This window comes from Paenibacillus sp. GCM10027629, assembly GCF_042676425.1.
Lineage (GTDB): Bacteria > Bacillota > Bacilli > Paenibacillales > Paenibacillaceae > Paenibacillus_K > Paenibacillus_K terrigena.
On the sequence record NZ_JBHTGZ010000001.1, the window covers coordinates 17,751 to 39,532 of the forward strand.

Here is a 21,782-nt window from a genome sequence, read left to right on the forward strand (position 1 = left end):
TGCTGACGTTGCTGGGCGGAGGGATAGTTGGTGAGTGTCGACCTCAAAGATTTAAAAATGTTCGATTATGACATCAGAGCAGACGAAGATATCGTTGATGCCGTCCGCGAAGGCGACAGTGATGCACTGGAGTACTTGATTAACAAGTACCGTAATTTTGTGCGCGCCAAAGCCCGCTCTTATTTTCTAATTGGTGCTGATAGAGAAGATATTATCCAAGAAGGTATGATAGGTTTATATAAATCGATTCGTGATTTTAAAGGGGACAAGTTCTCCTCATTCAAAGCGTTTGCTGAGCTCTGCATCACGAGGCAGATCATCACGGCAATCAAGACGGCGACGCGGCAGAAGCATATTCCACTTAATTCATATGTTTCACTCGATAAGCCTATTTATGATGAAGATTCGGATCGCACGTTGATGGATGTCATTTGTGGCTCGAGAGTATCGGATCCGGAAGAGTTGATTATTAATCAAGAGGAATTCGTTGGTCTTGAGGACAAGATGTCTGAGATCTTGAGTGATCTGGAGCGTAAAGTATTAATGCTGTATTTGGATGGCCGTTCTTATCAAGAGATAGCAGTGGATCTCAAGCGGCATGTGAAGTCGATTGATAATGCACTTCAGCGTGTGAAGCGCAAGTTGGAACGTTACTTAGAAGATCGTGATTTGGGATTGTAGTCGGAAGGAGACTCGGGAGAGTCTTTTTTTTATTTTGTGGGGCAAGAGAGAATGGACACGATGTATTTATTGGTAAATAGAGTGCAATAATCTATATACAAAAGAGACATACTCGTTGATATATCAATAAAATCGACATAGAGGTTTATCTTTCCTGGGGCTGACCGATACTGTAATTAATCGAGAGAAGCTCTGCCCTTCGTTGACATGGGTTCCCCTGTATGATAAAGTGTTTTAGGTAGCCCTAAATATGCGTACGTTTTTTTAGGATGAATATAGACATATCTACTCATAGAATGTCTTCGGGAGGTGCACATCATGCGGGTAATTATAACGTTGGCTTGTACGAATTGTAAGCAAAGAAACTACACGACCAGCAAAAACAAGCGAAATCACCCCGACCGCATGGAGATGAAGAAATTTTGCAAGTATTGCAACGAGCAGACTTCTCATCGCGAAACAAGATAGTTTTTTGGAGGTGTCGTCGTGTCTTTCGTAGGTAGTGTAAAACGCAGCTTTGGTTCTATGTTTTCCTACATCTCAGAAAGTTGGGCTGAGCTTAAAAAGGTTCGCTGGCCTAGTCGTAAAGAGTTGACGAGCTATACGATTGTTGTACTATTCACAATCGTTGTTGTCACTGTTTACTTCTGGGTTCTGGACATCGGAATTTCTTCGTTGGTCGAAGCGATAATTTAAGAAGGGTCCCAGGTGGCTAGATATGGAGAAAAGATGGTACGTCGTTCATACCTACTCTGGGTATGAAAACAAGGTGAAAGCCAATTTAGAGAAGCGCGTCGAATCGATGGACATGAAGGACAAGATTTTCCGTGTTCTTGTTCCTATGGAAGAAGAAGTGGTGAACAAAGACGGTAAGAAAAAGACTGTCATGCGTAAAGTTTACCCCGGTTATGTCTTGGTTGAAATGATCCAAACAGATGATTCTTGGTATGTTGTTCGCAATACGCCAGGTGTTACTGGATTCGTAGGTTCTACCGGATCTGGTTCCAAACCAACAGCTTTGTTGCCTGAAGAAGTGGAACAAATTCTGAAGCACATGGGTATGGAAGAGCCAAAGCCGAAAATCGAATTCGATTTGAAGGAATCCGTGCGTATCAAAGTAGGTCCTTTTGCGAATTTTGTTGGATCGGTAGAAGAAATTATTACCGAGAAAAGTAAGTTGAAAGTTCACGTCAACATGTTTGGGCGAGAAACCCCATTGGAGCTGGATTACACTCAAGTGGAGAAGATTTAATGATCCGGTTTCTTGTGGGAGGGAATCATCCCGTCTACCACATTTTAGAGCAAGGAGGTTTTTCACATGGCTAAAAAGGTAATTAAAATGGTGAAACTGCAAGTTCCTGCAGGGAAAGCGAATCCAGCACCACCGATCGGTCCAGCTTTGGGTCAAGCGGGTGTTAATATTATGGCTTTCTGTAAAGAGTTCAATGCTCGTACAGCAGATCAAGCAGGTCTAATTATTCCTGTTGAGATCACTGTGTTTGAGGATCGTTCCTTTACATTTATCACTAAAACTCCACCAGCTGCAGTATTGCTTCGCGTTGCTGCTAAGATCGAAAAAGGATCTGGCGAACCGAACAAGAAGAAAGTTGCTAAGGTTTCCAAAGCGACTGTTCGTGAAATTGCAGAACAAAAAATGCCAGACTTGAACGCTGCATCTGTTGAAGCTGCAATGCGTATGGTCGAAGGTACTGCTCGCAGTATGGGAATCACAATCGCTGACTAATCCCTCGGGATTGAGAGCATAAGTCCTACATTGTAGGCATTTCACGACTTGCTTCGCAAGCGTGTATCTCGACCAACTTCGTTGGCGAGTTCGTGATCAACTTCGTTGACACGTAAGTGGGAGGATTTTCCGCTAAAACCACAAAGGAGGAGAAACAAATGGCTAAACACGGTAAAAAATACCTAGAAGCTGCTAAGCTTATTGATAGCGAAGCAACTTACGAGTCTTTTGAAGCGATCGAGCTTGTTAAAAAGACTGCGACTGCAAAATTCGACGAGTCTGTTGAAGTTGCTGTTCGTTTGGGTGTAGACCCACGTAAACAAGACCAAGCAGTTCGCGGTGTTGTTGTCCTTCCTCACGGAACAGGTAAAACAAAACGCGTTCTTGTATTTGCAAAAGGTGACAAAGCGAAAGAGGCAGAAGCTGCTGGCGCGGATTTCGTTGGTGATGCTGACATGATCAACAAAATTCAACAAGGCTGGTTCGACTTTGATGTCTGCGTAGCTACACCTGATATGATGAGTGAAGTTGGTAAATTGGGTCGTCTACTTGGTGGTAAAGGCCTAATGCCAAACCCGAAAGCAGGAACTGTTACTTTCAACGTTGCCCAAGCGGTCCAAGAGATCAAAGCGGGTAAAATTGAGTACCGTCTTGATAAAGCGGGTCAAATTCACGCTCCAATCGGTAAAGTATCTTTCGATGCTGAGAAATTAAACGAGAACTTGAAATCGTTGATCGATGCATTGAATCGTGCGAAACCGGCTGCAGCAAAAGGCGTATACTTGAAGAACATCTCTGTATCTTCGACTATGGGTCCTGGTGCTCGCGTAAACACAGCTTCTTACAGATAAGATCTTTCCAGTCATGGTAAGTGATGGGAAATGATGAAGTGGCATTGACTTTTGGGATGTGCCATGATAATCTGTAAAAGTTGTTTGAAGTTGAATATGTTGACCGTAGACAGTAGGTGCTACTAAGCTTAATTTCCTACCGAGGTGTTATGATAAAGTCTTGTAGTGAAATTGCTATGCAAATTCAGTTACAGTCATCATGCCTTCGTAGTTTCTACGGAGGCTTTTTTAATGCTTCGTGTAGATTTAATATAGGAGGTGTACAGATTGGCAAACGCAAAAGTTATCCAAGCTAAACAAGAAGCTGTTGAAGTTGTAACTGCGAAACTTCGCGAGAGTGCGAGTACGGTTGTTGCAGATTACCGCGGATTGAACGTTGCTCAAGTAACTGAGCTTCGTAAACAACTTCGTGAAGCTGGTATTGAATTCCAAGTTTTGAAGAACTCTTTGGTACGTCGTGCGACGGCTGAAGCTAATTTGTCGGAATTGAATGAAGTATTAACAGGCCCTACAGCGATCGCTTTCAGTACAGAAGATGCTGTTGCTCCTGCGAAAATTCTTAATAATTTCGCTAAGAAAAACGATGCTCTTAAAATTAAGGGTGGCGTAGTTGAAGGTCAAGTGGTTGGCGTAGAAGCGATCAAAGCTCTTGCTGAACTTCCTTCACGCGAAGGCTTGCTCTCCATGTTGCTTAGCGTCCTTCAAGCTCCTGTGCGTAACTTCGCACTTGCAGTTAAGGCTGTTGCTGAGAAACAAGAAGAAACTGCTTAATCAAACGATGCAGATTGCATCCTAAAACTATAATATTAATTGGAGGTTCTACCATGAGTAAAGAACAAATCTTAGAAGCAATTAAAGGTATGAATGTTTTGGAATTGAACGATCTTGTTAAAGCAATCGAAGAAGAATTCGGCGTAACAGCTGCTGCTCCTGTAGCAGTTATGGCTGGCGGCGGTGCTGCTGAAGCTGCTGAACAAACTGAGTTTGACGTAATTTTGACAAGCGCTGGCGCTTCCAAAATCAACGTAATCAAAGTTGTTCGTGAAGTTACAGGCCTTGGCTTGAAAGAAGCTAAAGATCTTGTTGACAACGCACCAAAACCACTTAAAGAAAAAGTTAGCAAAGAAGAAGCAGAAGCAGTTAAAGCTAAGCTTGAAGAAGCTGGCGCAGCAATCGAAGTTAAGTAATTTCGGTTTAGATAAGAAGAAGCCTTCCTGGCAACAGGGAGGCTTCTTTTGCGTAGATAGGAAGGATCCTCTTGTACCTCTTTGTAGTCATCCCCCTAAGTCCCCCTTTGTAAGGGGGATTCCGAGGGCTTGCCCTCTGGACACCCGAAAGTTTGTCGAATGAGCTAGAGATGTGGGGAGAAGTTACTGATGTGCTATTGAGCGCTTTCGCCCTACGGGCACGCTTCGACTTCTGGCGCGGAAAAAGGGGCAATAAACATGTGTTGTACGACGTTTATTTCAAAATGAAAAGATTATAGACAAGTGCGATTTGAGTTAGGGGGCGTTTATTGTATAATACAAAACAGGATAAGAACAGGAGGACGGATAATGTCAGAGCATTATTACTCGAACAAGCCCTCTGTGGCTCACCAACGCAATACGATTGAAGAAACTTTACGCGGTAAGAAGCTTCGTTTTGTGACGGATGCAGGTGTATTTTCAAAGGGCGGGGTGGATTACGGAAGTAAGGTTCTAATTGATATGATGGAGATCCCCGAACAAGCGAAGGTTCTCGACGTAGGCTGTGGATATGGTCCGATTGGTTTCTCGGCCGCACTTATGGCGCCGCAAGGACATGTAACTATGCTTGATGTGAATGAGAGAGCGGTTGAGCTCGCGAAAGAGAATGCCAGAGCGAATGAGATACATAACGTGACGATTGAGCAGAGTGATCTGTTTGAGAAGGTAGTAGGTAAGACATTCGATGTGATTCTTACGAATCCGCCGATTCGTGCAGGAAAAGAGACGGTTCACCGTATTTTTACGGAAGCTTATGATCATTTGAATGCAGATGGTCAACTATGGATTGTGATTCAGAAGAAACAAGGTGCACCATCGGCGAGAGCGAAGCTGGAAGAACTCTTCGGTGAGGATGAGGTTGAAGAGGTAGGCAAGGATAAGGGTTATCGTATTTTTAAGTCTACAAAGAGAGTATAACTCTGGTAATAGAGAGGATAGAAATCTTGACTTGACTTTTCAGGTATGTTATTATTATAAAATGTCAGTATTAGGATGACCTAAATGTCTTTACTGCGTTAAAATGTCAAGCAAAATTTTTCGGTGCTAAATGCATAGAAATTTGGGATTTGACGTATAATGTTTACATTTTGGGTAAATCTACTGGATATGAAGGAAATGCATCAGAGACGAAAGGAACAATGCGAAATACGCTCTTTTTTCGAAAAGTACATTCGATAAGGGCTTTTCTTTATTTGTCCTTTTGAATCTTTTTCATGGGCTTTTGTAACTGCTAGCATGAAAATGCTGTATGGCAGGATTATAAAGGATAATGGGATGGATTCGCAATGAAATTTTTAGTGAGTAGACATGAGGGGTGAGTTAAAGTTGGCAGGACAACTTGTTCAGTATGGTCGACGCACTCGGAGGAGTTATGCACGCATTAACGAGGTGCTCGAGATTCCGAACCTGATTGAAATCCAACAAAAATCATACCAATGGTTTTTGGATGAAGGATTGCGTGAAATGTTCCAAGATATTTCGCCGATTCAGGATTTTACAGGTAACTTGGTTTTGGAATTTATCGATTACAATCTGGGTGAACCGAAATATTCCGTAGACGATTCGAAGGAGCGCGATGTAACTTATGCAGCTCCATTACGTGTCAAAGTACGGCTGATTAACAAAGAAACCGGTGAAGTGAAGGAACAAGAAGTTTTCATGGGCGATTTTCCGCTAATGACGGAGACCGGTACGTTTATTATTAACGGTGCAGAACGGGTAATTGTCAGCCAGTTGGTTCGCTCTCCTAGCGTCTATTTTAGCACTAAAGTGGATAAGAACGCGAAGAAAACATATACGGCGACAGTGATTCCTAACCGTGGTGCTTGGCTCGAACTTGAGACGGATGCGAAAGACATCATCTATGTTCGTATTGACCGCACACGGAAGATTCCAGTAACTGTTTTACTCAGAGCTTTAGGCTTTGGTACAGATGCTGAGATTCTGGATTTGCTCGGAAATGATGAATATATTCGTAACACACTCGACAAAGATAACACCGACTCCACAGAGAAGGCGTTAATTGAGATCTACGAAAGATTGCGTCCAGGTGAGCCGCCTACGCTTGATAATGCGAAGAGCTTGCTGGTTGCGCGTTTCTTCGATCCGAAGCGCTATGATCTTGCGAATGTTGGTCGTTACAAAATTAATAAGAAGCTTCATATTAAGAATCGTCTATTCAACCAACGTTTGGCGGAGACATTAATTAGTCCGACAACAGGTGAGATTCTTGCAGAAGCAGGTCAAATGATTGACCGTCGTTTGCTGGATGAACTGATTCCTCACTTGGAGGAGAACGTGAATTACAAGACATACCATGTTGCGAATGGTGTGCTTGATGCAGATAGTATTCCTCTGCAAAGCGTGAATGTATTCTCGCCAGATGATGAGTCCCGAGTGATCAAGGTCATCTCGAACGCGATCATCGACAAATCGGTGAAGAACATTACACCTGCGGATATCGTTGCTTCCATCAACTACTTCATTAACTTGTTGCATGGTATCGGCGACACGGATGATATCGACCATTTGGGTAACCGTCGTCTGCGTTCTGTGGGTGAATTGCTGCAGAATCAGTTCCGTATTGGTCTTTCCCGTATGGAGCGTGTTGTTCGTGAGAGAATGTCCATTCAAGATGCGAATGTGATTACGCCTCAAGCGCTTATCAACATTCGTCCTGTTATTGCATCGATTAAAGAGTTCTTCGGTAGCTCCCAGTTGTCCCAGTTCATGGACCAAACGAATCCACTTGCGGAATTGACGCACAAACGTCGTCTATCTGCACTCGGACCGGGTGGTTTGACGCGGGAACGCGCTGGTTTCGAAGTTCGTGACGTACATCCATCGCATTATGGTCGTATGTGCCCGATCGAGACGCCAGAGGGACCGAACATCGGTTTGATCAACTCCTTGTCGACATTTGCACGTATTAATGAATATGGCTTCATTGAAGCGCCATATCGTTGGGTAGATCCGAAGACGGGTAAAGTAACAGAACAGATCTCTTACTTAACAGCAGATGAAGAGTACAACTACGTTGTTGCGCAAGCGAATGCGAAGTTGAACGAAGATAATACATTTGCTGAAGAGAGTGTAATCGTTCGTTATAACAAACAGTCTGATAACATCTTGACGATGCCGATTGATCGTGTTGACTATATGGACGTATCGCCTAAACAGGTTGTGTCCGTAGCGACTGCGCTCATCCCGTTCCTTGAGAACGATGACTCCAACCGTGCGCTCATGGGATCGAACATGCAGCGGCAGGCTGTTCCATTGCTTATTCCAAAAGCCCCGCTTATTGGTACAGGCATGGAGCATAAGTCTGCTAAAGATTCCGGGGTATGTATCGTATCCAAACACGATGGAATCGTAGAACGTGTATCTGCGAACGAGATTCAAGTACGACGTGTTGAAGTGATCGATGGCAAAGAAGTTAAAGGTGACTTGATTAAGCATAAATTGCACAAATTCATGCGTTCGAACCAAGGGACTTGCATTAACCAACGTCCATTGGCTCGCAAAGGCGATGTCGTCAAGAAAGGCGATATCCTTGCAGACGGTCCTTCGACAGAGCAGGGTGAATTGGCACTTGGACGTAACGTGGTCGTTGCCTTCATGACTTGGGAAGGTTACAACTACGAGGATGCGATCCTCTTGAATGAAAAACTCGTTAAAGAAGATGTATACACATCGATCCATATCGAGGAATACGAATCCGAAGCTCGTGATACGAAGCTTGGACCAGAAGAAATCACACGCGATATCCCGAACGTTGGGGAAGAAGCGCTTAAGAACTTGGATGAGCGTGGTATTATCCGTGTCGGTGCTGAGATTGGCGCAGGCGATATTCTTGTCGGTAAAGTAACACCTAAAGGGGTTACGGAGCTTACAGCAGAAGAACGTTTGTTACATGCCATCTTCGGTGAGAAAGCTCGTGAGGTTCGTGATACATCCCTTCGCGTACCGCATGGTACCGATGGTATCGTTGTTGACGTTAAAGTATTTACGCGTGAGAACGGCGACGAATTGCCACCAGGCGTGAACCAACTCGTACGTGCTTACATCGCTCAGAAGCGTAAGATCTCTGAGGGAGATAAAATGGCGGGACGTCACGGTAACAAAGGGGTTATCGCGCGTATCCTTCCAGAAGAGGATATGCCGTTCTTGCCAGATGGTACACCTGTAGAGGTTGTTCTTAACCCGCTAGGGGTTCCATCGCGTATGAACATCGGTCAGGTACTTGAGGTTCACTTGGGTATGGCAGCGAAAGCGCTTGGTATCCACTGTGCAACGCCAGTATTTGACGGCGCGAATGAGAATGACGTATTCGATTCCATGGAAGAAGCCGGTATGCAACGTAACGGTAAGACGATCTTGTACGACGGTCGTACAGGGGATTGCTTCGAACGTGAAGTTACGGTCGGTGTCATGTATATGATCAAACTGGCGCACATGGTTGACGATAAAATCCATGCCCGTTCGACGGGACCATACTCACTTGTTACGCAACAGCCGCTCGGTGGTAAAGCACAGTTCGGTGGACAGCGTTTCGGGGAGATGGAGGTTTGGGCGCTTGAGGCCTATGGTGCAGCTTATACCTTGCAAGAGATTCTTACCGTCAAGTCTGATGATATCGTCGGCCGCGTGAAGACGTACGAATCCATTGTAAAAGGTGAGAATGTTCCAGAACCAGGTGTTCCTGAATCGTTCAAAGTATTGATCAAAGAGCTTCAAAGCTTAGGTATGGATGTGAAGATCCTAACTGAGAATGAAGAAGAGATCGAAATGAAAGAAATCGATGATGAAGACGACGTGACGAGCGATAAGCTAAATTTGAACCTTGAAGGTTCGGAGGCTGGCGTTGAGTAATTCATGGTATACAGCTAGGCCAAATAGTACAGGGTTAAGGAGGGTTGCTCCTTGTTGGACGTAAACAATTTTGAGTTTATGAAGATTGGATTAGCATCGCCAGATAAAATTCGGTCCTGGTCCCGCGGAGAAGTAAAAAAGCCGGAAACGATTAACTATCGTACCTTGAAGCCGGAAAAAGAAGGGCTGTTTTGTGAGAAAATTTTCGGCCCGACGAAAGACTGGGAGTGTCATTGCGGTAAATATAAACGGGTTCGCTATAAAGGCGTCGTTTGTGACCGTTGTGGTGTTGAAGTAACACGCGCGAAAGTGCGTCGTGAGCGTATGGGGCATATTGAGCTTGCTGCCCCTGTCTCCCACATCTGGTATTTCAAAGGGATTCCTAGCCGCATGGGCTTAGCGTTAGATATGTCCCCTCGTTCGCTCGAGGAGATTATCTATTTCGCATCTTATGTTGTAACGGATCCAGGAGATACACCGCTTGAGAAGAAACAACTTCTCTCCGAGAAAGAGTACCGCAGCTATCGTGAGAAATACGGCTACGGATTCCAAGCAGGCATGGGTGCTGAAGCCGTTAAGAAATTGCTTCAAGACATCGATGTGAACAAAGAATTAGAATTCCTGAAGGAAGAGCTTCGTACAGCGCAAGGCCAACGTCGTAATCGTGCGATCAAACGTCTTGAAGTTATCGAAGCATTCCGTAACTCTGGGAACTTCCCGGATTGGATGATTCTTGATGTATTGCCGGTTATTCCACCGGAACTTCGCCCAATGGTACAGCTTGATGGCGGACGTTTTGCGACATCCGACTTGAATGATTTGTATCGCCGCGTAATTAACCGGAATAATCGTTTGAAACGCCTTCTGGACCTTGGAGCACCTGACATTATCGTTCAGAACGAGAAGCGGATGCTGCAAGAAGCTGTTGACGCCTTGATCGATAACGGTCGTCGTGGTCGTCCAGTAACAGGTCCTGGTAACCGTCCATTAAAATCCCTTAGCCATATGCTAAAAGGTAAACAAGGACGTTTCCGTCAGAACTTGCTCGGTAAACGGGTTGACTATTCCGGTCGTTCTGTTATCGTCGTAGGTCCTAGCTTGAAAATGTATCAATGTGGTCTTCCAAAAGAAATGGCGCTTGAATTGTTCAAGCCATTTGTGATGAAAGAGCTCGTGAATAAAGGTCTTGCGCATAATATCAAGAGTGCGAAGCGCAAAGTGGAACGCGTAAGTGCGGAAGTATGGGATGTCCTTGAAGAGGTAATCAAAGAGCATCCAGTTCTTCTGAACCGTGCCCCGACGCTTCACAGACTAGGTATTCAGGCGTTCGAACCAACGCTCGTTGAAGGCCGCGCAATTAAACTTCATCCGCTCGTATGTACGGCATACAACGCCGACTTCGACGGTGACCAAATGGCGGTTCACGTTCCATTGTCTGCAGAAGCGCAAGCGGAAGCACGCATCTTGATGCTGGCATCCGGTAATATCTTGAACCCGAAAGATGGTAAGCCAGTTGTTACGCCGTCTCAGGATATGGTTCTCGGTAGTTTCTACTTGACGATGGATAATAAAGAAGCGAAGGGATCAGGTCTGATCTTTGCGAATGTGAACGAAGCAGTATCCGCATATCAACGTGGAACAGCTTCACTTCATGCACGTGTAGCGATCCCGGTTAAAGCTTTGAGTAAAACATCCTTTACAGATAAGCAACAAGAGGCGTTGATCGTAACGACTGTCGGACGGATTATCTTTAACGAGATCTTCCCAGCTGACTTCCCTTATATCAATGAACCTACGAAGACGAATCTGTTCTACGGCACACCTGATCACTATTTCATTTATGAAAAAGGTGCAAATGTACTTGATATCATTAATGAAGTTCCGCAGACGGGCGCCGTTGGTAAAGATTACTTGGGTCAAATCATCGCAAGATGCTTTGAGACTTACCATACAACGAAGACATCCGTTATTCTGGATGCGATCAAGCAACTTGGCTTTACGTACTCCACGAAGGCTGGTATCAGTATCGCCGTTTCCGACGTTATCGTACCGCCAGAAAAAGTAGAATTGCTGAAAGAATCTGACGAGAAAGTACGTGTTGTTACGAACCAGTATCGTCGTGGTCTGATCACAACAGAAGAGCGTTATGACCGTGTTATCGAAATCTGGAGTAAAACAAAAGATCAACTGACAGATATCCTCATGAAATCGATGGATCGCTATAACTCCATCATGCTCATGGTCGATTCCAAAGCACGGGGTAACAAATCTCAGATTACGCAGCTCGGCGGAATGCGGGGCCTCATGGCCAACCCATCCGGTCGTATCATCGAGTTGCCGATCAAATCGAACTTCCGTGAAGGCCTTACGGTCTTGGAATACTTTATTTCAACGCATGGTGCGCGTAAAGGTTTGGCCGATACAGCACTTCGTACAGCCGATTCGGGTTACTTGACTCGTCGTCTCGTTGACGTTGCCCAAGACGTAATCATTCGTGAAGAAGATTGTGGAACCGACAAAGGCTTCACGGTTAGCCGTATTCAAGACGGTAAGGAAGTTATTGAGGATCTGTATGACCGTATTGAAGGACGTTACTCTTTCGAGACAGTTAAACATCCAGAGACAGGTGAAGTCATTGTATACCGTAATGATCTAATCGATTCGGATAAAGCCGAATTATTGCTTAGCTCGGGTGCATTGATGAAACCTGATGGCATGGAAAGACTTCAAATTCGTTCTGTTCTTAGCTGCCGTGCGCGTCATGGTATTTGTAAGAAATGTTACGGACGTAACCTTGCGACAGGTAAACACGTTGAGATCGGGGAAGCGGTTGGTATTATCGCAGCTCAATCCATCGGGGAACCAGGAACACAGCTTACGATGCGTACATTCCATACCGGGGGCGTTGCCGGAGACGATATTACACAAGGTTTGCCGCGTATTCAAGAGCTTTTCGAAGCACGGAATCCGAAAGGGCAAGCCATTATTACCGAAATCGATGGTGTCGTCAAAGAAATTCGCGAGACCAAAGATCGTCGTGAAATCGAAGTTCAAGGTGAAGCAGAGACGAAAGTCTACTCTGTTACTTATGGATCACGTATTCGCGTCTATGAAGGTAAAGCAATTGAAGCTGGGGATGAGCTCACAGACGGTTCCATCGATCCGAAGGAAATGCTTCGTATCAAAGGTATCCGTGGTGTTCAGAACTATATTCTCCAAGAAGTACAACGCGTATATCGTAACCAAGGGGTAGAAATTAACGATAAGCACGTTGAGGTTATGATCAAGCAAATGCTTCGTAAAATCCGTATTATCGATGCGGGTGAGACGACGCTCTTGCCAGGTTCCTTCGTAGATATTCATGAATATGAAGCTGCGAATAAGGAAGCAATCCTTTCGGATAAAGAGCCTGCAGTAGCGAAACCGGTATTGCTAGGTATTACCAAAGCATCGCTTGAGACAGATTCCTTCTTGTCCGCAGCATCATTCCAAGAAACAACACGTGTTCTTACGGATGCAGCGATCAAAGGTAAAGTCGATAAGTTGCTTGGCTTGAAAGAGAATGTAATTATCGGTAAACTGATCCCTGCAGGTACAGGTATGAACCGTTACCGCAGCGTGAAGTTTGTTGAGCCAGAAGCAGAAGAGACAACAGAAGCATCGTTAGAAACCGTAACTGTTGAATAATTAAACAGGATGCAAGGAATGCATGATTTGGAAGTCTGCGAACATCGCATTTCTTGCATCTTTTTTCTTGACAATAGTATTTCTAGGTGATAATATATCGTAGTGTGCCTGAGAGATTGTCACCTGTTCTTTTGGAGGATGAGTTTATGTCTAATGAAAAAGGACTACAGGAAGAGAATATCCGTGTTGGCACGAAACAAACAATTCGAATGGTAGAATTGGGTCAAGCGGTAGAAGTTTATATAGCGCAAGACGCTGATTCGAGAATTACATCCAAGGTTATTACGCTATGTGAGGACAAGGGTGTGAAGATTACCTACGTGGACACGATGAAGAATCTCGGCAAGGCTTGCGGGATTGATGTTGGTGCAGCGATGGTTGCCATTCTAAATGATTAGTTAAACCGATGTTTTTGTGATGCGAAAGTATTGCAAAGACTTTTCATTTGTCTTTTAATGAACCACCTGGGTCTGTGGACTTATGTTGAAGGTTTATGAAGGTTAAAAATATGGGAAGGGGGTGGCAACATGCCAACAATTAACCAGCTAGTTCGTAAAGGACGTCAAGCGAAAATCACTAAGTCGAAATCCCCAGCACTTCAAAAAGGATTTAACGCACTTAAGCGTGAAGAGACTGATTTGAGCGCTCCACAAAAACGTGGTGTTTGTACTCGTGTAGGTACAATGACTCCGAAAAAACCGAACTCCGCGCTTCGTAAATATGCCCGTGTTCGTTTGACGAACCGTGTAGAGGTTACAGCTTATATCGGAGGTATCGGACACAACTTGCAAGAGCACAGTGTCGTATTAGTACGTGGTGGACGGGTAAAAGACCTTCCAGGGGTACGTTACCATATCGTTCGCGGTGCATTGGATACTGCAGGTGTGAATAACCGTATGCAAGCTCGTTCGAAATACGGTACAAAACGTCCAAAAGCTAAAAAATAATTTACATTACGTAAATTGCTAAATTGATTATTTGGGAAAGGGGGATTACAATGCCACGCAAAGGTCCAGTTACAAAAAGAGACGTGTTGCCAGATCCGGTGTATAACAGCAAATTGGTTACTCGCTTGATCAACCGCATCATGCTTGATGGTAAAAGAGGCGTTGCCCAAACAATTCTTTACGATGCGTTCAAGTTGATCCAAGAACGTTCCGGTAAAGATCCTATGGAAGTGTTTGAAGCAGCGATCAAAAATATCATGCCAGTTCTTGAGGTTAAAGCTCGTCGTGTTGGTGGTGCGAACTATCAAGTGCCGATCGAAGTTAAACCTGAGAGACGTACAGCTTTAGGCTTACGTTGGCTCGTGAACTACTCCCGCAATCGCGGTGAGAAAACAATGGAAGAGCGTCTAGCAGCTGAAATTCTAGATGCATCCAACAACACAGGTGCTTCCGTTAAGAAACGTGAAGACACTCACAAAATGGCGGAAGCTAACAAAGCATTCGCTCACTACCGTTGGTAGAATCAAAATAGCGTGGGTACTTTCGTGCCCGCGCCACTATAAATTGAGATTTTGAAGGGAGACCATTCAATGTCAAGAGAGTTCTCCTTAGCTAATACCCGCAATATCGGGATCATGGCGCATATTGATGCTGGTAAGACAACTACGACTGAGCGCATTTTGTTCTATACAGGCCGTACGCACAAAATCGGTGAAGTTCACGAAGGTGCTGCGACAATGGACTGGATGGAGCAAGAGCAAGAGCGCGGAATTACGATTACTTCCGCTGCTACGACTGCTGCTTGGAAAGGTAACCGCGTTAATATCATTGATACTCCGGGTCACGTTGACTTCACAGTTGAAGTAGAACGTTCCCTTCGCGTATTAGATGGGGCAGTTGGTGTTTTCAGTGCTAAAGAAGGCGTTGAGCCTCAGTCCGAGACAGTTTGGAGACAAGCTGACCGTTATGGTGTTCCACGTATTGCTTATGTCAATAAAATGGACATCATCGGTGCGGACTACTTAAATGTTATCCAAACGATGAAAGATCGTCTTCAAGCGAATGCGGTTGCTATCCAGCTTCCAATTGGCGCAGAAAATGACTTCATTGGTATTATCGATATCGTTGAGAACGTAGCTCATATGTTCAAAGACGATCTTGGTAAAGATATCGATATCGTTGAAGTTCCTGCTGAGTTCAAAGACAAAGTAGAAGAACTACGCAATGAATTGATCGAGAAAGTTGCTGAGCTTGACGAAGAATTAACAATGAAATACCTTGAAGGTGAAGAAATCACAGTTCCTGAGCTAAAAGCAGCGCTTCGCAAAGGTGTATGTGATGTTAAAATCTTCCCGGTAATCGCTGGTTCTTCGTACAAAAATAAAGGTGTTCAATTAATGTTGGATGCTGTTATTGATTACTTGCCAGCTCCGATCGACGTTCCTGCGATCAACGGTCACCTAGAAGATGGAACTGAAGAAGTTCGTCATTCTTCGGATGAAGAGCCGTTCTCAGCTCTTGCATTCAAAATCATGACAGATCCTTACGTTGGTAAGTTGACATTCTTCCGCGTATACTCTGGTGTTCTTAACTCCGGATCTTACGTATTGAATGCAACAAAAGGCAAACGTGAGCGTATCGGCCGTATCCTTCAAATGCATGCGAATAGCCGTCAAGAAATTGATGTTGTATATTCGGGTGATATCGCAGCTGCGGTAGGTTTGAAAGATACAGGTACAGGTGATACACTTTGTGATGAGAAAGCACCGATTATCTTGGAGTCCATGAACTTCCCTGATCCGGTAATTCAAATCGCAGTAGAACCTAAAACAAAAGCTGACCAAGACAAAATGGGTGTTGCACTTGGTAAATTGACGGAGGAAGATCCGACATTACGCGCACACACAGATGAAGAAACTGGTCAGACAATCTTAGCAGGTATGGGTGAGCTTCACCTTGATATCATCGTTGACCGTATGCGTCGCGAGTTCAAAGTGGAGACAAACGTAGGTAAACCTCAGGTTGCTTACCGTGAAACATTCAAAACTGCAGCTAAGGTTGAAGGTAAGTTTGTACGTCAATCTGGTGGTCGCGGTCAATACGGTCACGTATGGGTCGAGTTCGAACCACAAGAAGCTGGTGCAGGCTCCAAGTTCGAAAGTAAAGTTGTTGGTGGATCGGTTCCTCGTGAATACATCGCACCAGCACTTGCAGGTATCGAAGAAGCGATGAAAAACGGCGTACTCGCTGGATTCCCGCTTGTTGATGTTAAAGCTACTGTCTTTGACGGATCTTACCATGACGTTGACTCCAATGAGATGGCGTTTAAGATTGCGGGTTCCATGGCGCTTAAAGCGGCGAAAGATAAATGTAACCCAGTACTTCTTGAGCCAATCATGAAAGTTGAAGTTACGGTTCCTGAAGAGTACATGGGCGACGTTATGGGTATGTTGAACTCCCGTCGTGGTCGTATCGAAGGTATGGATTCCCGTGGTGGAGCTCAAATTATCCGTGCTAAGGTACCTCTTGCTGAGATGTTCGGTTACTCCACAACTCTTCGTTCCGGTACACAAGGACGCGGCGTGTTCGCAATGGAACTTTCTCACTATGAAGAAGTACCACGCAGCATCGCTGAAGAGATCGTATCGAAAAAAGGCTAATATTTGTTTACTAACCGCATAGGTGGAGGATACGTCTGAACCCTATGAGGTAAAAATATAATTTCCTATATATTAAGGAGGCATCGTTTCAAATGGCAAAGGCTAAGTTTGAACGTAATAAACCGCATGTTAACATCGGTACAATCGGTCACGTTGACCATGGTAAAACAACTCTTACAGCTGCAATCACAACTGTATTGTCCAAAAGATATGGCGGTGCTGCAGTAGCATTCGACCAAATCGACAAAGCTCCAGAAGAGCGCGAGCGCGGTATCACAATCTCGACAGCACACGTTGAGTATGAAACACCTAACCGTCACTATGCACACGTTGACTGCCCAGGTCACGCCGACTATGTTAAAAACATGATCACTGGTGCAGCACAAATGGACGGAGCGATCCTAGTAGTATCCGCTTCCGACGGTCCTATGCCACAAACTCGTGAGCACATCTTGTTGTCCCGCCAAGTAGGCGTTCCATACATCGTTGTGTTCATGAACAAATGTGACATGGTTGAAGACGAAGAGTTGCTAGAGCTAGTTGAAATGGAAATTCGTGACCTTCTTAGCGAATACGAATTCCCAGGCGACGACACTCCAATCATCCGTGGTTCTGCTCGTGAAGCGTTGCAAAACCCTGATGGCGAATGGGCTGACAAAATTGTTGAGTTGTTCGAACAAGTCGACACTTACATCCCACAACCAGAACGCGACACTGACAAGCCTTTCTTGATGCCTGTCGAGGACGTATTCTCCATCACTGGCCGTGGTACAGTTGCTACAGGTCGTGTAGAGCGTGGTACTGTTAAAGTACAAGACGAAGTTGAAATCGTTGGTATCGCTGAAGAAACTCGCAAATGCGTAGTTACAGGCGTAGAAATGTTCCGTAAGTTGCTCGATTCCGCTCAAGCGGGTGACAACATCGGTGCCCTTCTTCGTGGTGTAGACCGTAAAGATATCGAGCGTGGTCAAGTATTGGCTAAAACAGGTTCTGTTAAACCACATACTAACTTTTCCGCTCAAATCTACGTTTTGACTAAAGAAGAGGGTGGCCGTCATAAGCCATTCTTCACTGGATACCGTCCACAGTTCTACTTCCGTACAACTGACGTAACAGGTATCATCAACTTGCCAGAAGGTACTGAAATGGTTATGCCTGGTGATAACATCACTGTAACTGTTGATTTGATCGCTCCAATCGCGATTGAAGAAGGTACTCGCTTTGCGATCCGTGAAGGCGGACGTACAGTTGGTGCAGGTGCGGTTGCTACAATCAACAAATAATTCGTCTAACGAATTTGAGAAGCCCACGTCTTCGGATGTGGGCTTTTGTTTTTCTTCGAATAAACCATATATATAGAAGAAAGTCGAATGTAAATATTCATTCGATATTTTTACTTGCAATCGCCTATGATTTTATGTATAATTACTAATGTTGTTCTGAGACGTTGCGATGATGTGAGAGGTTGCTGACACACCCGGCCCCTTTGCCATGGGGAGTGTGTTGGAGAATTTTCACGGAGTATGTCCGATACCAAATTGGGCGATAGAAGGAGGGACTAAAATGGCAAAGCAAAAAATTCGTATTCGTTTGAAAGCTTATGATCACAGAATTCTTGATCAATCCGCAGAGAAAATCGTTGAAACGGCAAAACGTTCTGGTGCAGGTGTATCCGGACCGATTCCGCTTCCGACTGAGAAACAAATCATTACTATTCTCCGTGCGGTACACAAGTATAAGGATTCTCGGGAGCAATTCGAGCAACGCACACACAAGCGTTTGATCGACATTGTTAACCCAACTCCACAAACTGTGGATGCTCTTATGCGCTTGGATTTACCGTCCGGTGTAGATATCGAAATCAAATTGTAATTCAAGGTTGTAATTAAGAAAGGGAATGAGGTGTCAACATGAAAGGTATCTTAGGTAAAAAATTAGGAATGACTCAAGTATTTACTCCTGAAGGTAACGTATTGCCTGTTACTGTAATCGAAGTAGGTCCTTGTGTGGTTCTTCAGAAGAAAGATCTTGAGAACGATGGATACGAAGCAATTCAGCTTGGTTTCGTCGACAAGAAGAAGAATGCTAACAAACCGGAAACTGCACACGCTAAAAAAGCCAATACGGCTCCTAAGCGCTACGTTCGTGAATTCCGCGGTGTTGATTTCGCAGCTTATGAAGTTGGCCAGGAATTGAAAGCTGATCTGTTTGCAGCAGGCGAGTTTGTTGACGTAACTGGTATTTCCAAAGGTAAAGGTTTCACGGGTACGATCAAACGTTGGGGACAAAGTCGTGGTCCTATGACTCACGGTTCTCGTTACCACCGCGGCCCAGGTTCCATGGGTTCGATTCAAGCGAACCGCGTACCAAAAGGTAAACACCTTCCAGGTCACATGGGTGCTGAGACTGTTACAATTCAAAAATTAGAAGTTGTTCGTGTGGATGCAGAACGTAACGTAATTCTCGTTAAAGGTTCCATTCCAGGTGCGAAAAACAGCTTCGTGAAAATAAAATCCACGGTGAAGAAGTAATCGCTAAAGGAAGGAGGAACTAGAAATGCCAAAAGTATCTTTGTATAACGTGAGCGGAGCTCAGGTTGGAGAGATTGAATTAGCGGACACAGTGTTCGGTATTCAACCACACGTACATGCGTTGCATGAAGCAGTATTGCTTCAACAAGCTGCAGTTCGTCAAGGGACTCACAAAGTTAAAGGACGTTCTGAGGTTCGCGGCGGTGGTCGTAAACCATGGAAACAAAAAGGAACTGGACGTGCTCGTCAAGGTTCGATTCGTGCGCCACAATGGAAAGGCGGCGGTATCGTATTTGGACCAACACCACGCAGCTACTCCTTTAAATTGCCTAAAAAGGTTCGTCGTCTAGCGATCAAATCGGCTTTGTCTTCCAAAGTATTGGAAAATCAAATCATCGTATTGGATCAACTAGCATTGAACGCACCGAAAACAAAAGATATCGTAGCGATTTTGAACAACTTGAAAGTAGAACGCAAAGCTTTAGTTGTTACACCTAGCTATGATGACAATGTTGCTCTATCTGCTCGTAACATCCCTGGTGTTAAATTCGTAGCAGCTGACGGCATTAACGTTTTGGACGTAATGGTTTATGATCAATTGATCATTACGAAAGAAGCAGTTCAGAAAGTAGAGGAGGTGTTCGCGTAATGAAGGATCCTCGCGATATTATCAAGCGCCCCGTAATCACGGAACGTACGAGCGACTATATGGCTGAAATGAAATATGCATTTGAAGTTGATATGCGTTCGAACAAAACCGAGGTTAAGCAAGCGATTGAAGCTATTTTTGGCGTAAAAGTTAAAAAAGTCAACGTAATGCGTGTTCCTGCGAAACCGAAACGTTATGGACGTCACTCCGGATACACTTCCGAGTGGAAAAAAGCCATCGTATCGTTAAGCGCGGACAGCAAAGCGATTGAAATTTTTGAACAAGCATAAATTACATTCCTAAAGTAAGGAGGGAAACTACGTGCCAATTAAAAAGTATAAACCGACATCCCCGGCTCGCCGTGCAATGTCCGTATCGACATTCGAAGAAATCACAACGAATGTACCGGAGAAATCGTTGTTAGCGCCACTTAGCAAGACTGCTGGTCGTAACAACCAAGGTAAAATTACGATTCGTCACCATGGTGGTGGACACAAACGTAAATACCGTATCATTGACTTCAAACGTACTAAAGATGGAATACCAGGTCGCGTTGCTACAATCGAGTATGACCCGAACCGTACTTCCAACATTGCGTTGGTCAACTATGCAGATGGTGAGAAACGTTACATCATCGCTCCTAAAGGTTTGAAAGTTGGAGACGAAGTTATGTCTGGCCCAACAGCTGACATCAAAATCGGTAATGCACTTCCACTTGAGAACATTCCAGTAGGTACAGTTATCCACAACATCGAGCTTCAACCTGGTAAAGGTGGACAATTAGTACGTGCAGCTGGTACAGAAGCACAACTACTTGGTAAAGAAGAGCGTTATGTTTCCGTTCGCTTGTCTTCTGGCGAAGTTCGTAAATTGCTTAAAGTTTGCCGTGCGACTATCGGATCTGTAGGTAACGGAGATCACGAGCTCGTGAAAATCGGTAAAGCTGGTCGTAATCGTTGGTTAGGTAAACGTCCTGAAGTTCGTGGGGTAGTAATGAACCCGAACGATCACCCACACGGTGGTGGTGAAGGTCGCGCTCCAATCGGACGTAAATCCCCGATGTCTCCATGGGGTAAACCGACTCTTGGTTACAAAACTCGTAAGAAGAACAAAGCTTCTGATAAATATATCATTCGTCGTCGCACGAAATAATATATGGTTGCCTAACAATATAAGAGTTTATGTTTATGACGATAAATTCTTATATTCATCACGTTCCGCTTGAATAGCGGAACGAATGGATTGGTGAAGGGAGGATTTACACATGGGTCGCAGTCTTAAAAAAGGACCATTTATCGATGGTTATATGTTGAAAAAGGTTGAAGAAGTGGATGCGTCTGGTAAGAAAACCGTGATCAAAACTTGGTCCCGTCGTTCTACAATTTTTCCACAATTCATCGGACACACATTCGGAGTTTACGATGGTCGTAAACATGTACCAGTGTACGTAACGGAAGATATGGTTGGACACAAGCTCGGCGAATTTGCTCCAACTCGTACGTACAAAGGTCACGATGATGATAAGAAAACAGGCAAACGCTAATATAAGCCTTTAAATGTTTGAGAGGAGGTTACTCAATGCAAGCGAAAGCACATGCAAGAAATATCCGTATTTCTGCCCGTAAAGTTCAACTCGTAATCGATTTGATCCGCGGCAAACAAGCAGGCGAAGCGATCGCAATCCTTCGTCACACGCCTAAGGCTGCTTCTCCAGTAGTTGAGAAGTTGCTTAACTCGGCAATTGCTAACGCAGAACACAACTATTCAATGGACGTTAATAAATTAGTTGTTACTGAAGTGTTCGCTAACCAAGGTCCGACAATGAAACGTTTCCGCCCTCGTGCAATGGGACGTGCAAGCCGGATCAACAAGAGAACAAGCCACATTACTTTGGTGGTATCTGAGAAATAAGG

Annotated in this window: 23 protein-coding genes and 1 other annotated feature; all 23 genes read left to right on the plus strand. The window is 44.5% G+C overall.

What is annotated here, in order from left to right:
- Positions 1-30 precede the first annotated feature (30 nt).
- The 23 genes from sigH to rplV all read left to right on the plus strand — a co-directional run bounded on the left by sigH (position 31) and on the right by rplV (position 21,780).
- Entirely contained in the window at positions 31-681 is a 651-nt protein-coding gene (gene sigH, locus ACFQZR_RS00095; protein WP_018759728.1) for an RNA polymerase sporulation sigma factor SigH, read from the plus strand.
- 318 nt (positions 682-999) lie between these two features.
- Complete coding sequence (gene rpmG / locus ACFQZR_RS00100; protein ID WP_078502963.1) at positions 1,000-1,149, plus strand: 50S ribosomal protein L33; 150 nt, start codon at positions 1,000-1,002, stop codon at positions 1,147-1,149.
- Between the two features lie 57 nt (positions 1,150-1,206).
- Positions 1,207-1,377 (plus strand): preprotein translocase subunit SecE, encoded by a 171-nt coding sequence (gene secE, locus ACFQZR_RS00105; protein ID WP_379341768.1) that lies wholly within the window; start codon positions 1,207-1,209, stop codon positions 1,375-1,377.
- A gap of 22 nt (positions 1,378-1,399) precedes the next feature.
- Positions 1,400-1,933: a transcription termination/antitermination protein NusG gene (gene nusG / locus ACFQZR_RS00110; RefSeq protein ID WP_379341715.1), complete on the plus strand. Its 534-nt coding sequence runs from the start codon at positions 1,400-1,402 to the stop codon at positions 1,931-1,933.
- A 66-nt stretch (positions 1,934-1,999) separates the two neighbouring features.
- Entirely contained in the window at positions 2,000-2,425 is a 426-nt protein-coding gene (rplK, locus tag ACFQZR_RS00115; RefSeq protein WP_379341717.1) for a 50S ribosomal protein L11, read from the plus strand.
- Positions 2,426-2,583: 158 nt separating this feature from the next.
- Positions 2,584-3,276, plus strand: a complete 693-nt coding sequence (gene rplA / locus ACFQZR_RS00120) for a 50S ribosomal protein L1 (protein WP_314590972.1) — start codon at positions 2,584-2,586, stop codon at positions 3,274-3,276.
- 85 nt (positions 3,277-3,361) lie between these two features.
- Positions 3,362-3,515, plus strand: a sequence feature (ribosomal protein L10 leader region).
- Positions 3,516-3,543: 28 nt separating this feature from the next.
- Positions 3,544-4,047 carry a 50S ribosomal protein L10 gene (gene rplJ / locus ACFQZR_RS00125; protein ID WP_379341719.1) on the plus strand — a complete coding sequence of 168 codons (504 nt, stop codon included), beginning with the start codon at positions 3,544-3,546 and terminating at the stop codon, positions 4,045-4,047.
- Positions 4,048-4,100: 53 nt separating this feature from the next.
- Positions 4,101-4,463 (plus strand): 50S ribosomal protein L7/L12, encoded by a 363-nt coding sequence (gene rplL / locus ACFQZR_RS00130; protein ID WP_314590970.1) that lies wholly within the window; start codon positions 4,101-4,103, stop codon positions 4,461-4,463.
- A 369-nt stretch (positions 4,464-4,832) separates the two neighbouring features.
- Positions 4,833-5,441 carry a class I SAM-dependent methyltransferase gene (locus ACFQZR_RS00135; RefSeq protein WP_379341721.1) on the plus strand — a complete coding sequence of 203 codons (609 nt, stop codon included), beginning with the start codon at positions 4,833-4,835 and terminating at the stop codon, positions 5,439-5,441.
- 408 nt (positions 5,442-5,849) lie between these two features.
- The gene (gene rpoB, locus ACFQZR_RS00140) at positions 5,850-9,395 is read left to right on the plus strand and encodes a DNA-directed RNA polymerase subunit beta (RefSeq protein ID WP_379341770.1); all 3,546 of its coding nucleotides are present in this window, start codon (positions 5,850-5,852) and stop codon (positions 9,393-9,395) included.
- Positions 9,396-9,446: 51 nt separating this feature from the next.
- Complete coding sequence (gene rpoC, locus ACFQZR_RS00145) at positions 9,447-13,082, plus strand: DNA-directed RNA polymerase subunit beta' (protein WP_379341723.1); 3,636 nt, start codon at positions 9,447-9,449, stop codon at positions 13,080-13,082.
- 146 nt (positions 13,083-13,228) lie between these two features.
- Positions 13,229-13,480 carry a ribosomal L7Ae/L30e/S12e/Gadd45 family protein gene (locus ACFQZR_RS00150; protein ID WP_379341725.1) on the plus strand — a complete coding sequence of 84 codons (252 nt, stop codon included), beginning with the start codon at positions 13,229-13,231 and terminating at the stop codon, positions 13,478-13,480.
- Positions 13,481-13,609: 129 nt separating this feature from the next.
- The gene (gene rpsL / locus ACFQZR_RS00155; RefSeq protein ID WP_018759716.1) at positions 13,610-14,029 is read left to right on the plus strand and encodes a 30S ribosomal protein S12; all 420 of its coding nucleotides are present in this window, start codon (positions 13,610-13,612) and stop codon (positions 14,027-14,029) included.
- 50 nt (positions 14,030-14,079) lie between these two features.
- The gene (gene rpsG, locus ACFQZR_RS00160) at positions 14,080-14,550 is read left to right on the plus strand and encodes a 30S ribosomal protein S7 (RefSeq protein WP_018759715.1); all 471 of its coding nucleotides are present in this window, start codon (positions 14,080-14,082) and stop codon (positions 14,548-14,550) included.
- A 69-nt stretch (positions 14,551-14,619) separates the two neighbouring features.
- Positions 14,620-16,689 carry an elongation factor G gene (gene fusA / locus ACFQZR_RS00165; RefSeq protein WP_379341728.1) on the plus strand — a complete coding sequence of 690 codons (2,070 nt, stop codon included), beginning with the start codon at positions 14,620-14,622 and terminating at the stop codon, positions 16,687-16,689.
- Between the two features lie 92 nt (positions 16,690-16,781).
- Positions 16,782-17,972 (plus strand): elongation factor Tu, encoded by a 1,191-nt coding sequence (gene tuf / locus ACFQZR_RS00170; protein WP_379341730.1) that lies wholly within the window; start codon positions 16,782-16,784, stop codon positions 17,970-17,972.
- Positions 17,973-18,252: 280 nt separating this feature from the next.
- A complete protein-coding gene (gene rpsJ / locus ACFQZR_RS00175) occupies positions 18,253-18,561 on the plus strand; it encodes a 30S ribosomal protein S10 (protein WP_017692074.1) in 309 nt (102 codons plus the stop codon).
- Positions 18,562-18,599: 38 nt separating this feature from the next.
- Positions 18,600-19,220 (plus strand): 50S ribosomal protein L3, encoded by a 621-nt coding sequence (gene rplC / locus ACFQZR_RS00180; RefSeq protein ID WP_018759712.1) that lies wholly within the window; start codon positions 18,600-18,602, stop codon positions 19,218-19,220.
- Between the two features lie 25 nt (positions 19,221-19,245).
- A complete protein-coding gene (gene rplD / locus ACFQZR_RS00185) occupies positions 19,246-19,869 on the plus strand; it encodes a 50S ribosomal protein L4 (protein WP_379341732.1) in 624 nt (207 codons plus the stop codon).
- Complete coding sequence (gene rplW / locus ACFQZR_RS00190) at positions 19,869-20,159, plus strand: 50S ribosomal protein L23 (protein ID WP_078502949.1); 291 nt, start codon at positions 19,869-19,871, stop codon at positions 20,157-20,159. Before rplD ends, rplW begins: the two co-directional genes overlap by 1 nt.
- A gap of 31 nt (positions 20,160-20,190) precedes the next feature.
- The gene (gene rplB / locus ACFQZR_RS00195; protein ID WP_379341734.1) at positions 20,191-21,021 is read left to right on the plus strand and encodes a 50S ribosomal protein L2; all 831 of its coding nucleotides are present in this window, start codon (positions 20,191-20,193) and stop codon (positions 21,019-21,021) included.
- Positions 21,022-21,133: 112 nt separating this feature from the next.
- Complete coding sequence (gene rpsS / locus ACFQZR_RS00200) at positions 21,134-21,412, plus strand: 30S ribosomal protein S19 (RefSeq protein ID WP_018759708.1); 279 nt, start codon at positions 21,134-21,136, stop codon at positions 21,410-21,412.
- Between the two features lie 35 nt (positions 21,413-21,447).
- Entirely contained in the window at positions 21,448-21,780 is a 333-nt protein-coding gene (gene rplV / locus ACFQZR_RS00205) for a 50S ribosomal protein L22 (protein WP_314590964.1), read from the plus strand.
- The last annotated feature ends 2 nt before the right edge of the window (positions 21,781-21,782 follow it).